Origin of the sequence: Enterococcus sp. SMC-9 (assembly GCF_021011285.1) — a bacterium.
In the GTDB taxonomy this organism is placed as follows: Bacteria; Bacillota; Bacilli; order Lactobacillales; family Enterococcaceae; genus Enterococcus_C; species Enterococcus_C montenegrensis.
Map to the genome: position 1 here is coordinate 134,982 of NZ_JAILYE010000007.1, position 13,514 is coordinate 148,495.

A 13,514-nucleotide genomic window follows, 5' to 3' on the forward strand; every position below is an offset into this window, starting at 1 on the left:
CTAAGCGGACTATTTTAGTTTTAGTGCTAAAAATGATACGCTTACATTGAAGAAAAATTAAATAGTAGAGGAGTGGTGAAAATGGAGGAGAAAGAAAAACAATTAGCAGACTTGGCTAAAGAAGCAAAAAAAGATAAGACAATGGAAAAAATCGACGAAATGGAAAAAGAATTGCAACTGGATGATGACAATGAAGAAAAAGATGAAAAAGAAAGCAAAGGCCTTGAAAAGGTGTTAGAAGAGACCCCGTTACCTGGCGCCAATTTTCGTGGCCCCAACCAGACCTTTTAGGCAATTAAAAGTATAGGTGTAAAATCGTAAAAGATAATACAGTCTCAAATAAAAGCCAGTTTCTTGAAATGTAGTACTTCTAAAAAGTTAGATTTTTAATCTGACTTTTGGAATTGCTGCAAAAGAAAATGGCTTTTTTTTGCTTGGTAACAGAAATTTATAAAAAAGTTAGTCAAGTTTCTTTCTTGTTGACAAAGAATTTTGGATATAGTATATTATACGAGTTGAGAAATGAAAGCAGAAGCACCCGCTTCTCGCCTTAGTGAAGATATTGCTGGGCAGAATAGTTAGATCGCTTGTTTACAAGCTGATTTTGCGCGCGGGTTCGAATTCGAACTCGTTTTTTTATTGCTTTCTCTCTTCAAAAAACTTGGAGGTGAATGACCATAGCAAAGGATATGATGGTAAACGACGGCATTCGTGCACGTGAGTTGCGTTTGATCGACCAAAACGGTGAACAATTAGGTGTTAAAACTAAAGCAGAAGCATTGAGTATTGCAGAACAAGCCAATCTTGATGTCGTTTTAGTAGCTCCCGGTGCGAAACCACCAGTAGCGCGGATCATGGATTACGGGAAATATCGTTTTGAACAACAGAAAAAAGATCGTGAAGCTCGTAAGAAACAAAAAGTGATCAACATTAAAGAAGTTCGTTTAAGTCCGACAATTGATGTCAATGATTTCAATACAAAACTGCGTAATGCACGTAAGTTCCTAGAAAAAGGAGACAAAGTGAAAGCTTCGATCCGTTTTAGAGGTCGTGCCATTACCCACAAAGAAATTGGTCAGAAAGTCCTTGATCGCTTAGCTGAAGAAGTTGCGGATATCGCAGTTGTTGAGCAAAAAGCGAAGATGGACGGACGCAGCATGTTTCTAGTGGTTGCACCAAAACCTGAGAAATAAGCGTCAGTCAGTCAAAGTTCATGAAGAATTGATTTTGAGGAGGAAATTAGTTATGCCAAAACAAAAAACACACCGCGGTTTAGCAAAACGCGTAAAACGTACCGGTAAAGGCGGATTAAAACGATTCCGCGCGTTTACAAGCCACCGTTTCCACGGCAAAACAAAAAAACAACGCCGTCAATTGCGTAAAGCAAGCATGGTGTCAGCTGGCGATTACAAACGTATCCGTCAACAATTAGCTCGTATGAAATAAGCTAATTGAACCCTTGCTTTACCATTTCAAAAATTCGAGATTTATTTTAGGAGGAATTAAACATGGCACGTGTTAAAGGTGGAACAGTAACTCGTAAACGTCGTAAAAAAGTGCTTAAATTAGCTAAAGGTTACTACGGTTCCAAACATACTTTATTTAAAACAGCAAAAGAACAAGTAATGAATTCATACAACTACGCATACCGCGATCGTCGTCAGAAAAAACGCGACTTCCGCAAATTGTGGATTGCACGTATCAACGCAGCGGCTCGTATGAACAACTTGAGCTACTCAAAATTAATGCATGGCTTGAAATTGGCTGAAATCGACATCAACCGCAAAATGTTGGCTGATCTTGCAGTCAATGACGCAGCAGCTTTCACTGCACTAGCTGACCAAGCGAAAGATGCATTGGCTAAATAATTATATTTAACTACTGCAAATCCCTCACGAATTTCGTGAGGGATTTTTTTACGATTTACACGTCCTGAAGTAAGGCGTATAAAGGCAGTAGCTCTTTGTAAGTTTCTTCAATATATTGTGCGGCTTTAGCAGGATGATGCCATAATTCATCTTTATTTTTAATAATTCGTCCAATTTGGAATTCAGCTTTTTTAACGGTGCTCAGTCGCAGTAAGGCATGTTCTAAATTTGCTTGCGTTAATGGGACTGTTTTTTCTTTGGTATGATCCAAACTCATAACGGTATCTGCTGGTAGCCTATCAAATATAGCAGTGTTTTTTAACAGTATAGCGGCCATTTCTTTTTGTCTTTTTGGTTGATCGATAATGGAGAGCCACATGAAAACATATTCTGGCCAAATACCGATTTGAAAGTGAGCACTCATTTTGTAGCCGCGTTTACCTTCGCTCATAGCGGCCCAAGTATTTTCGGGCGGGTGAACAGTTCTACGGCGGTGTTGGGCAATATGCAGATAAAAAGGATGTTTAAAGTGTTGTGCTAGCATTTCGCAAGTTGGGTTACCAATTGCTGTAAAAACTGGCTGAATCTCGCTACGAATAGCAGCCATTCGTGCTTCTAAACCTGGTATAGTAAAAACGGTAAAGCTTTTTTCATTAAACATTTCATAACTCCCTTTAGTTAGTGTTAATTTAAAGATAGCATATTTTCTTTTCCAGATAAAAAATAACAATTCAAAATTTTTTTCACAAAAAGTCTTTTATTTTTTTAAGTTAATGTTACAATTGTGTTACAAAAGAAATGTTTTTGTAAAAAATAAAAGTGAAGAAGTGTGATCAAAGTGAAAAAAGTATTGGGGATTTTGGCTTTCATGGCACTATTAACAGTTCCAAGTGCGTATGCCGCTGAGGAAAATACGGCTGCAAATGTGAATGAAAGTGAAGAAACACTAACCACCACAACGGCTGAGCAGATGAGTACGACGCAAACGACAACATCTTTAGAGACGACAAGTGAAAAGACAACAGATACGACAACCACAGCTGTTGAAGTGGGGGAAGCAATCAAAAATGGTATTGAAGAACAGACGGGAATTAAAGCTGTTGAAGCTAGTGAAACCGTTAATCAAAATGTAGTTGAAATTCGCAAAGCCTTAGCAAGTGGGCAATATGCTATTACGCCAGAAGAGTTGGCAAACTATACAGATGAACAGTTAGACGAAGCGTTGCAATTATTTACCCGCATAAATCAAGATTTTTATGGTATGGATTTAGGCGCGTATGTACGTCTATTAACAGCCTTGTATCAAGATAAAACAATTGCTGTGTCATCAGCACTTGCAGCTTTAAGTTTTGATGCGACCGGTTTATCTTTGTCGGAGTTGAAAAACCAAGTCGATGCATTAGAAAATTACCTGCAAACTGTTTATCCAGCCAATAGTAGCTTTATTTCAATTCGGCAGTTAAGCCATGATGAACTGCTTGCGATTTTAAATTTTATAACACCACTACAAGAAAAAATGTTGGCAGAAGAAGGGCGATTTTTCCCCGGCATTATTGCTTGGGTTGCCCGCTATGCCTCTGAAGGAATCCCGCAAGCTCGCAATGAATTGGTGAAGCCTGTGACGACGAATGCGACCACAGAAACAACCTCTGCTACTAATGAGACGACAACGGAATCTTCTGTAACTAAAAAAGAAGATAATAAAAAAGAACAAACTGGAATTTTACCAAAAATGGGAGACAATCCGATGTTTTATGTTTCAGTTATAGGGATATTGGTAATTATTAGCGTTACTTTCATTTTTTACCGTCGCAAAAAGAAATAGACACTTTATAGCTAGAAAATAAAATATCCTTGGGAAAAAACTGGTAAAAACAGTTTACATTCACAAGGATATTTTTTTTGAGTGATTATTTAATTTATAACTACGGACATGATTTTGATAACTAAAGTAGTCAGAGTAAATGGATGAATTAAAAAAATAGAATCGGGAAAACAGGATTTGAACCTGCGACCCCTTACTCCCGAAGCAAGTGCTCTACCAAGCTGAGCTATTTCCCGTCAACGATTACTACGTTACTGCTAAAAGATAATTTTTGCAAAAGAAAAGGTCAAGTGTTTCGTAAAACGACTTAGCATCATGACAGAGTGCAAGTCATCAGTTATACTAATTAAAAGTCATCTTTTCTAAAGGGACTAAGGAGGTTTTTATGGATTTTGCCAATCAAGATTTTGCATATTACGAGCGCACCATTGCATTGATGTATCGCAAGTTTTTTATGAAGCGGATTGTATTATCACTTTTAGCACTTTTGATTATTGTTATTTACAGTCTTATTTTTAAAGATCATTTACTTGTAAATGGTGTTATTGTCGTCATACTTTTAGGGGTAACTTTTCTACTGCTACAAAAGCTGCAGGAATTTCCCAAAGTTTATGCTGACTTTTTAGCACAAAATAATCCGACAGCTGAAATTATTCAAATTGAAGAAGCGGAATATACGTATAATGTCAAAAAAGATAAGCAATTAATCGTTGCGATTAATAAAAAAGGGGCGCGTAACTTACCTGCTAGTAATAAGCAATATACTTTGTTAGTCGGATTTGCGAAAAACTTTTTTACACTGCAGCCTTTGGAGCTTTACTATTATGATATGTTGGAGCTGACTTATGAAGAGAAGTTTCGGTTAAAACGCAATGGTTACAGTAACGTGCCTCGGTTTTTACGACGTTTTACTTGGAGTAATTTGAAGGCTACAGCTGGTAATGGTGTGAATTTCATTTTAGGAAATCTGTTTTTCTTATTTATTTTATATCGATTACTGCGTTATTTATGGCGCTTTGTTCAAATGTTGTTTTGATTGTTATTTAATAATTTACTTATTGACAGCAAATGTTGTGGATGGTAGATTTGTATCAAATTTTAAGAAAAGGGGTCAGGCGGACATGGCACAGCGAACTGTTTTAGTTGCAGATTGTTGTTGTATGGTGCAAAAAATTGCAGCATACCATTTTGTCATGCCTATTAATAGACCTAGTTTCTAAAATTTGTCGTAAATAATTCTGCGTGCACCAGAGTATATTTGCAAATATTTTTAGACTTTTCGAGGTACTGATTAATAGTCAGTACCTCTTTTTTTGTTTTCAACGTCAAAATAAGGAGTAAAAACATGATAGTAAATCAGATTGATGAATTGATCGGCAACACGCCAATGATACGGTTTACCAGTAAACAATTGCCGTTGCCTTTGGGGACAGAAATTTTTGCAAAATTGGAGTTTTTAAACCCTGGCGGCAGTATCAAAGATCGCTTGGGGCAATTTCTAATTCAAAAAGCGCTACGAAAAGGAGAACTGCAAGTAGGGGGGACGTTGATTGAGCCGACAGCAGGTAACACCGGAATTGGGTTAGCGCTAGCGGCGCAACCGTATAATATTCAAACCATTTTTGTAGTACCAGAAAAATTTAGTTTGGAAAAACAAGCGTTAATGCAGGCATTGGGGGCTGAAATTGTTCATACGCCAACAGCAGCTGGCATGAGTGGTGCAATAAAAAAAGCCAAGGAATTAGCAGCAGAAATTCCTAATAGTTTTCTGCCGTTGCAATTTGAAAATAAAGAAAATCCCCAAGCTTACTATGAAACCTTAGGCCCAGAAATTGCGGCCGAGTTTCCAAGTGGGTTGACGGCTTTTGTAGCAGGAGTCGGCTCAGGAGGCACTTTTGCTGGAACAGGCGCTTACTTGCAAGAAAAATATCCTGAAATTTTGTTGTATGGTGTAGAACCAGTGGGCTCTATTTTAAACGGTGGAAAAAGTCATCGTCATGAAATTGAAGGCATTGGGGTAGAATTTATCCCGCCATTTTTTGAAGCTTTAACAATCAGGGGCTATGAAACCATCAGTGATGACTTGGGATTTTCATATACGCGTAAATTAGCCCAAACCTTTGGTATTTTGGCTGGCAGTTCCAGTGGCGCGGCTTTAGCAGCGGCAGTGAATGTGGCCCAAAAATTGCCTGCTGCTAGTGTGATTGGCACAATTTTTCCTGATGCAGGCGATCGCTATTTATCAAAAAAAATTTACAGTCGGACAAATTATTAAAAGAATTAACAGTAAAAATTTATCAAAAGAAATTTTGAGGAGGAAATTTTATGCATCTCAATACGAAACTTATTCATGGGGGTATTAGTACAGACCCTGCTACAGGAGCTGTTAGTGTCCCAATTTATCAAACATCTACTTACAAACAAGATGCTGTTGGTAAACCAAAGGGTTATGAGTATTCTCGCTCAGGAAATCCTACTCGATTTGCCTTAGAGAAATTAATTGCCGATTTAGAAGGTGGGGTAAAAGGTTTTGCCTTTGCTTCTGGTTTAGCAGGTATTCACACCGTTTTATCTTTATTTAACCCTGGAGATCACATCTTACTAGGAGATGATGTTTACGGCGGCACGTTTCGTTTGCTGGCACAAGTTTTTGAGAAGAATGGCTTGACCTATACAACAATTGACACGAGTGATTTAAGTAATATTGCCGAAAATGTTCAAGCAAATACGAAGGCCCTTTACTTGGAATCTCCTAGTAATCCACTTTTGAAAATTACAGATATAAAAGGCGCTGCGGCATTAGCCAAAGCCAATAATCTTTTGACAATTGTGGATAATACATTTGCTACACCGTATTTTCAACAACCTTTAAACTTAGGGGCAGACATTGTGGTGCATAGTGGCACGAAGTATTTAGGAGGACATAGTGACGTCGTTTCTGGTTTAGTGACGACGAATAGTCATGAATTAGCAGAAAAAATCGGCTTTTTACAAAATGCGATTGGAGCAGTGCTAGGACCCCAAGACAGTTGGTTAATGCAACGGGGAATAAAAACTTTAGGCGTGCGGATGCGAGAACATCAGCGTAACGCTTTAAAAATAGCTGAATTTTTACAAAATCACCCGGCTGTTGCTAAAGTTTATTACCCGGGTCTTAGCACACATCCGGGTTTTGAAATCGCAGAAAAACAAATGCAGGGCTTTTCCGGCATGGTTTCTTTTGAACTTTTGGCAGAAGAAAAAACGACAACATGGGTAGAAAGTTTAACTTTATTTACCCTTGGTGAAAGTTTAGGTGGTGTTGAAAGTTTGGTCGAAGTTCCTGCAGTAATGACCCATGCATCCATTCCCAAAGATAAACGAGAAGAAGCAGGGATTAAAGACGGCTTGGTCCGTTTATCAGTGGGCTTAGAAGATCAACGAGATTTATTGGCAGATTTAAAATTAGCCTTTGAAAAGGTGGGATTGTAAATGGGTTTGGAGTTTATGCCGATTTTTAAAGAGTGGGCTGGCGCATATGATGATACAGTGGCAGGAGGCGATCGTGAATACGCTGAGGTCTTTTCAAACTATAATGAGATGTTGCACATGATTGCTGAAAAGTCAGGGCAAACTGTGTTAGAATTTGGCAGCGGTACGGGTAATTTAACTATTAGTTTATTAAATGCTGGTAAAATTGTTTACCCAATTGAGCCATCAGCTGAAATGCGAGCGCTGGCCCAAAGTAAGCCTGAACTTGAAAAGGTGGATTTTTTGACTGGCGATATGGAAAATTTTCCTGTGCCAAATGATAACATCGATACAATCGCCGCGAATTTTGTTTTCCATCATTTAAATGGCATAGAAAAAAAACAAGCACTAAAAAAATACGCCACACTTTTACCTAAAGGTGGCAAAGTCATTATTGGTGATACGATGTTTGTGTCACAAATCCGCTTTGATGATGTAATTACAGAAGCTGTGGAGGCTGAAAAATTAACACTCGCTGCTGATTTGCAACGAGAATACTATCCTTTATTACCAGATTTAGAAAACTATTTCCATGAAGCTGGTTTTGCGGTAAAATTTTGGCAGATTAACACCTTTGCCTGGATTGCCGAAGCTGTAAAAAAATAATGCAAAAACTTCCCCAAAAATTCAGGAAATTTAAATGAAAAGGAGTAACAACAATGAAGATGAATGTTGAAAGTTTCAATTTAGACCACACAAAAGTAAGCGCGCCTTATGTTCGCGTTGCTGATCGTAAAACAGGGGGCAATGGCGATACGATTATTAAGTATGATGTCCGTTTTAAACAACCCAATAAAGAACATATGGAAATGAAAAGCTTGCATTCTTTGGAGCATTTAACAGCCGAATTAATTCGAAATCATGCCGATTATATTGTAGACTGGTCACCGATGGGATGCCAAACCGGTTTTTACTTAACAGTTTTAAATCATGATAATTACGCTGAGATCTTAAGTGTTTTGAAAAAAACGATGGAAGATGTATTAGAAGCGACAGAAGTGCCCGCAAGTAATGAAAAACAATGTGGCTGGGCAGCTAATCATACGCTGGAAGGTGCTAAAAGCTTAGCCCGAGAATTTTTAGCTAAAGAAGATGAGTGGTCAGAAGTTTTTGCTACAAAATAAAAAAGTTAAGCTCAAGCTCTTAGCTGTTCAGAGCTTACGTGAAAAACACCGAGATCAAGGACGTCACTTCCCTTATCTCGGTGTTTTGGTTTCAATCAGAAGATATAAAGTTTTCCCGTGAAATTAATTGTAGCTGTATCCGTGGCTGTTTCACAAACTAGCACTTTAAGAAACAAGGCGAAATTTCCAAAAAATTAAGCAACAATTTTAAAAAAGTTCTGATCTTATCTCTCAGGGCTGAAGGATTCTTTCGATTTTTCTAGCTAGTCCTTTTTTAATAAATTTTTAGAGGGCTGTATAATCACTGAATAGTTGGTGAAAGGCTGGGTTTGCTTTTTTTAAGTGGACCAAACGTCCGGAATCTCCTTGCAAGAAGCAGTGTTGACTGTCACCTGTCGTCAAAATTTTACTTTCATCTGTTACAGGTGTAATACGATACGCAAAATTTAGACGAGTACCGGTGTATTTTTCTACAGAAACATGAATTTTTACCGTATCACCGTAACGAATCATATCTTTATACTGACAACTCACCCCAAGTACCGGGACGATAATGCCGCTTGCTTCTAAAATGTGATAAGGCAGCCCCAAGTGTTCCAATAAATCAACACGAGCTTCTTCAAACCAACGTATATAATTGGAGTGGTGGATAATTTGCATTTGGTCGGTTTCATAATAATGGGGACTGCGGACATATCCTGAATATTTCTCCATAGTTGCTCCTGTCTTTTTTTTATTTAGCATAGCAGTCTTTTATAAAAAGTACCAGAATATTAAAAACGGAATAAATCATCAATTAATTCATAATCGTCATTGTTGAGGCGAATGTCTGTTGCTTTTGCATTGGCCCGCATTTGTTCTTCATTGCGAGCACCAGGAATCACAGCAGCAATATGCGGATTTTTCAAATACCAAGCCAAAACTAATTGTGAAACGGTGGCATCGTTACGGTGAGCGATAATCTTCATCTCTTCCATTGTGGCGATAATTTTTTGATAACGTTCGCCGGTAAAATCGGCTTTTTTACTTCGCGGGTCTGGAGCAGAAAATTTTTGATCCGCTGTATATTTTCCTGATAGCAATCCAGAAGCTAATGGGAAATAAGGGATAAAGCTGATTTGGTGTTTGTCTAAATAAGGAAACAATTCTGTTTCGGCTTTACGGTGTAATAAATTGTAATTGTCTTCAACAACATCGACATAATTGTCTAAATTTGCTTCTTTTACTTGCGCTAAAGAAAAATTAGAAACACCAATGGCCCGAATTTTACCGGCTTCTTTTAATTCATGTAAAGCTTTTACAGCTTCATTTTTTGGTGTCGTTTCATCTGGGAAATGAATGTAAAAAATGTCAATGTACTCTGTTTGTAGGCGTTGTAGAGCATCTTCTACGGCATTTTTTAAAAATTCGGGACGATTGTCCATTTTGTCTTCGTTGCCAGGAATATGGGCAGCTTTGGTTGCGATAATCACGCGAGCCCGATCAAATTCATCTTCTTGTAGAACTTCACCGATTAATTTTTCCGATTGACCCAAACCATAAGCATAGGCTGTGTCTAGCATGGTGACACCATTGCGTAGTGCAGTGCGTAAAACCTCTTTGCCCACTTCGTCATCTAAATTTTTGAAAAGGTTATGACCACCAATTTTATTTGTGCCAAGTCCTAAAGTTGATGCGTAAACTTGTGATTTACCAATTTGTACATCTGCCATGAAAAAGACCTCCTGTATGTTTACTTTTCTATCTTTACTTTAGTCTAAATCAATCTGACAAAAAGCTGAATTGAAACGTCTTGTGTAAAATTAATTTCTTATGTTCATAGTTGAAAAGAGGAAAAAAAGCTAGCTGCAAGCACTAACTCTTCGTAACAATAAGTCGAAAAGTCGAAATCTTGAGAAACTTGCGGAACAATTTTCAAAAATTTCACGTTTATTTTTTGGGAACTAAACAAAGTTTACTCAGCATTTTTTCATCGCAGTCCGTCATTTTTTTGAAAAGCTTTTTGAAAAATCTTGACATTTTCACGTAATTCTAGTAGCTTAACAGTAATAGTTAAAATCAGTGAAAGAAAGAGTAGCAGATAAGTCACTTTTTAGAGAGAACTACCTTGGCTGAAAGTAGTTTAAGTCTTATTTGTCAAAGACATTCTGGAGATGAGCGCGTGCAAAGCCGCTTCCGTTTCACCAACGTTATCGGTGTTGAGGAAAGTTTAACTTTCAAATTTAGGTGGTACCGTGGACTAACAATTCGCCCTTGTGAGAACAAGGGCTTTTTTGTTTTTCAAAAACTGCCAATTACTGATTAAAAAAGTGTCTATGGAGGGTAAAAAATGGCAAAACGAACTGTGTATTGTGGTTTAGTTTCAAAAGCAGAATTAGAACAAACAGTTACATTAAAAGGTTGGGTTCAAAAACGTCGTGATTTAGGTGGCGTAATTTTTATTGATTTGCGTGACCGAGAAGGTATCGTGCAAGTTGTCTTCAATCCCGAATTATCAAAAGCAGCATGGGAAATTGCTGACAAATGTCGCAGTGAATACGTAATTGAAGTAACGGGTAAAGTTATTTTACGGGATGAAGCAGCAATTAATCCAAAAATGAAAACCGGTGAATTCGAAGTTATCGCAAGTGACATTACAGTTTTAAACAAAGCGAAGACACCGCCCTTTGCAATTGAAGACGAGCAAGAAATTAGCGATGAAATTCGGATGAAAAATCGTTCAATTGACTTACGTCGTCCAAAAATGACACAAAATATTATCATGCGTCATAAAACTACCCAAGCAATTCGTCATTATTTAGATGAAAATGGCTTCTTGGATATTGAAACGCCTTACCTTGGTAAATCAACTCCAGAAGGCGCACGGGATTATTTAGTTCCTTCTCGGGTACACCCAGGACATTTTTATGCATTACCGCAATCACCACAACTATTTAAGCAACTATTGATGAATGCTGGATTTGATCGCTATTATCAAATTGCCCGTTGTTTCCGGGATGAAGATTTACGGGGCGATCGACAACCAGAATTCACCCAAGTAGATATGGAAATGAGTTTTCTAACAGTTGAAGAAATTCAAGATTTAACTGAAGGCATGATCGCCCGCGTGATGAAAGAAGTTAGAGGCATGGATGTAAAATTGCCATTTCCACGCATGACTTATGATGATGCGATGAATCGTTATGGTAGTGATAAACCCGACACTCGTTTTGAAATGGAATTGGTGGACTTAGGCGATGTTGTAAAAGATGTCGATTTCAAAGTTTTCCAAATGGCACTAACTTCTGGTGGTGTGGTTAAAGCATTAAATGCCAAAGGTGCTGCCAGCAAATATTCACGCAAAGATATGGACAACTATGCGCATTATGTTAGTCAATTTGGTGCCAAAGGATTAGCTTGGGTGAAGGTGGAAGAAGATGGCTTAAAAGGTCCAATTGCTAAATTCTTAACCGAAAAAGAAGCAGAAATTATAAAAGCAACAAACGCGCAAGTTGGAGACTTGCTTATGTTTGGTGCCGATCAATTTAATGTAGTCACGGCTGCTTTGGGGGCTGTTCGTAATAAAATGGCCAAAGAATTAGGGCTAATTGATGAAAGTAAATTTAATTTCTTGTGGATTACAGACTGGCCACAATTTGAATACAGTGAAGAAGAAGGGCGCTATGTTTCTGCGCACCATCCATTTACTTTACCAAAAGAAGAAGATATTCAATATTTAACAACCGACCCAACTAAAGTATATGCCCAGGCCTATGATATTGTTTTAAATGGTTATGAATTAGGTGGCGGCTCGTTACGTATTCATGAACGTGAATTACAAGAAAAAATGTTTGCAGCACTAGGTTTTGGTCGAGTGGAAATGCAAGAACAATTTGGTTTCTTACTAGATGCCCTAGAGTACGGATTCCCACCACTTGGCGGTATCGCATTAGGCTTAGATCGTTTTGTTATGTTGTTGGCAGGAGAAGACAATATTCGCGAAGTCATTGCCTTTCCAAAAAATGGGAAAGCAGCCGATCCAATGACGCAAGCACCAAGCACGGTTTCACCTTTGCAGTTGTTTGAATTAAGTATTGATGTGACCGCTACAGAAGAAGACTAAAAGAATCTTAAAAGGACGCTCACTTTGGTGGGTTGTCCTTTTCTTTTTGGGCTAGACTTCGTATAATGTACACAGCGAGAAGAAAGTTGAATTATTGTGTTGTGCATTGATTTGGCTGGCCTCTTAGTTAAAGGCATAAGGAGCTTTTTTATCATGAAAAATATTGCGCAAAAAGTCAATTTTACTGACTATTTGCAAAAGTTTTCGTTTTCAGTGGTTTACGCAATTTTAGCCTCAATTGCGGTGAACTTTTTTTACCAGCCGGGGAAAATTTATTCTAGTGGGATTACTGGGGTAGCCCAAATCATCACGACACTATCTAAAGATTTATTAGGCTTTCATCTGCCGGTTTCGGCAAATTTATTGATTTTAAATCTGCCATTATTTTTAGTTGGCTGGTATAAGGTAGGCCATAAGTTTACGATTTTTACCGGGATTACAGTTATATTGACCTCACTGTTTATGCAGATTATGCCAGAAGAAGTTTTAACTACAGATCCAATTGTCTGTGCTATTTTCGGTGGTGCCGTCATGGGAGCTGGAATTGGCTATGCACTAAGAAGTGGTCTATCTTCTGGGGGCTTGGATTTTGTCAGTATTGCCATCCAAAAAAAGACCGGTAAGACGGTGGGATCAATTTCCATTATCTTTAATATTTTGATTATGTTTGCTGCAGGCTTACTCTTTGGCTGGCAATATGCTTTATATAGTGCCATCGCTATTTTTGTTAGTGGCAAAGTCACTGATGCCGTTTTTACCAAGCAAAAGAAAATGCAGGTGACCATTATTACCCGTCACCCAGATGCGGTTATTCATCATATTCAAGATAAAATGCGCCGGGGAATTACTATTATTAATGAGGCAGAAGGCGCTTATAAACACGATAAACAGACGGTGCTTTTAACTGTGTGTACACGCTTTGAGCTACCATTATTACGACAGGCTATGCGTGAATCTGATCCGAAGGCCTTTGTGAGTATTGCCGAAAATGTTCAAATTTTAGGACGTTTTTATGAAGAAGAATTATAAATAGCAAGATAAAAAAGGAAATAATCTACAAGAATTTATTTTGAAAAGTGGCGAAG

Annotated in this window: 15 protein-coding genes, 1 tRNA gene and 2 other annotated features; of the genes, 12 read left to right on the forward strand and 4 right to left on the reverse strand. The window is 38.0% G+C overall.

What is annotated here, in order from left to right; translation table 11 throughout:
* The first annotated feature begins 81 nt into the window (after positions 1–81).
* The 4 genes from K4422_RS12140 (at position 82) to rplT (ending at position 1,868) form a co-directional block, all read left to right on the forward strand.
* Positions 82–291: a hypothetical protein gene (locus tag K4422_RS12140; RefSeq protein WP_016173760.1), complete on the forward strand. Its 210-nt coding sequence runs from the start codon at positions 82–84 to the stop codon at positions 289–291.
* Between the two features lie 229 nt (positions 292–520).
* Positions 521–646 (forward strand) — a sequence feature (ribosomal protein L20 leader region).
* Between the two features lie 25 nt (positions 647–671).
* A complete protein-coding gene (gene infC, locus K4422_RS12145; protein WP_016173761.1) occupies positions 672–1,193 on the forward strand; it encodes a translation initiation factor IF-3 in 522 nt (173 codons plus the stop codon).
* A gap of 52 nt (positions 1,194–1,245) precedes the next feature.
* A complete protein-coding gene (gene rpmI / locus K4422_RS12150) occupies positions 1,246–1,446 on the forward strand; it encodes a 50S ribosomal protein L35 (protein WP_016173762.1) in 201 nt (66 codons plus the stop codon).
* A 62-nt stretch (positions 1,447–1,508) separates the two neighbouring features.
* The gene (gene rplT, locus K4422_RS12155; RefSeq protein WP_173103647.1) at positions 1,509–1,868 is read left to right on the forward strand and encodes a 50S ribosomal protein L20; all 360 of its coding nucleotides are present in this window, start codon (positions 1,509–1,511) and stop codon (positions 1,866–1,868) included.
* A gap of 55 nt (positions 1,869–1,923) precedes the next feature.
* Here the strand turns inward: rplT and K4422_RS12160 are convergent, their stop codons facing one another.
* Entirely contained in the window at positions 1,924–2,529 is a 606-nt protein-coding gene (locus K4422_RS12160; protein ID WP_230711279.1) for a DUF1054 domain-containing protein, read from the reverse strand.
* Positions 2,530–2,697: 168 nt separating this feature from the next.
* Here K4422_RS12160 and K4422_RS12165 point away from each other — a divergent pair, with 168 nt between their 5' ends.
* Complete coding sequence (locus tag K4422_RS12165) at positions 2,698–3,693, forward strand: LPXTG cell wall anchor domain-containing protein (protein ID WP_230711280.1); 996 nt, start codon at positions 2,698–2,700, stop codon at positions 3,691–3,693.
* A 162-nt stretch (positions 3,694–3,855) separates the two neighbouring features.
* On the opposite strand, the gene K4422_RS12170 is transcribed toward K4422_RS12165, so the two are convergent.
* A tRNA-Pro gene (locus tag K4422_RS12170) sits at positions 3,856–3,929 on the reverse strand.
* Between the two features lie 149 nt (positions 3,930–4,078).
* On the opposite strand from K4422_RS12170, the gene K4422_RS12175 reads away from it, so the two are divergent.
* The 5 genes from K4422_RS12175 (at position 4,079) to K4422_RS12195 (ending at position 8,327) form a co-directional block, all read left to right on the forward strand.
* Positions 4,079–4,729: a hypothetical protein gene (locus K4422_RS12175; RefSeq protein ID WP_206903611.1), complete on the forward strand. Its 651-nt coding sequence runs from the start codon at positions 4,079–4,081 to the stop codon at positions 4,727–4,729.
* A 309-nt stretch (positions 4,730–5,038) separates the two neighbouring features.
* On the forward strand, positions 5,039–5,968 hold the full coding sequence (locus tag K4422_RS12180; RefSeq protein ID WP_230711281.1) for a PLP-dependent cysteine synthase family protein: 930 nt from the start codon (positions 5,039–5,041) through the stop codon (positions 5,966–5,968).
* 50 nt (positions 5,969–6,018) lie between these two features.
* The gene (locus K4422_RS12185) at positions 6,019–7,164 is read left to right on the forward strand and encodes a cystathionine gamma-synthase (RefSeq protein WP_230711282.1); all 1,146 of its coding nucleotides are present in this window, start codon (positions 6,019–6,021) and stop codon (positions 7,162–7,164) included.
* Positions 7,165–7,809 (forward strand): class I SAM-dependent methyltransferase, encoded by a 645-nt coding sequence (locus K4422_RS12190; RefSeq protein ID WP_230711283.1) that lies wholly within the window; start codon positions 7,165–7,167, stop codon positions 7,807–7,809.
* Between the two features lie 53 nt (positions 7,810–7,862).
* The gene (locus tag K4422_RS12195; protein ID WP_206903615.1) at positions 7,863–8,327 is read left to right on the forward strand and encodes an S-ribosylhomocysteine lyase; all 465 of its coding nucleotides are present in this window, start codon (positions 7,863–7,865) and stop codon (positions 8,325–8,327) included.
* 285 nt (positions 8,328–8,612) lie between these two features.
* Here K4422_RS12195 and K4422_RS12200 read toward each other — a convergent pair whose 3' ends face one another.
* Both K4422_RS12200 and K4422_RS12205 read right to left on the reverse strand, forming a co-directional pair.
* Positions 8,613–9,041, reverse strand: a complete 429-nt coding sequence (locus K4422_RS12200; RefSeq protein ID WP_206903616.1) for an acyl-CoA thioesterase — start codon at positions 9,039–9,041, stop codon at positions 8,613–8,615.
* Positions 9,042–9,100: 59 nt separating this feature from the next.
* Positions 9,101–10,039, reverse strand: a complete 939-nt coding sequence (locus K4422_RS12205) for an aldo/keto reductase (RefSeq protein WP_206903617.1) — start codon at positions 10,037–10,039, stop codon at positions 9,101–9,103.
* Between the two features lie 340 nt (positions 10,040–10,379).
* Positions 10,380–10,585: a binding site (T-box leader), on the forward strand.
* Positions 10,586–10,656: 71 nt separating this feature from the next.
* Between K4422_RS12205 and aspS the strand changes: the two genes are divergently transcribed.
* Together aspS and K4422_RS12215 are read left to right on the forward strand one after the other, a co-directional pair.
* Positions 10,657–12,429 (forward strand): aspartate--tRNA ligase, encoded by a 1,773-nt coding sequence (aspS, locus tag K4422_RS12210; protein ID WP_230711284.1) that lies wholly within the window; start codon positions 10,657–10,659, stop codon positions 12,427–12,429.
* Positions 12,430–12,582: 153 nt separating this feature from the next.
* Positions 12,583–13,458 carry a YitT family protein gene (locus K4422_RS12215; protein ID WP_206903619.1) on the forward strand — a complete coding sequence of 292 codons (876 nt, stop codon included), beginning with the start codon at positions 12,583–12,585 and terminating at the stop codon, positions 13,456–13,458.
* The last annotated feature ends 56 nt before the right edge of the window (positions 13,459–13,514 follow it).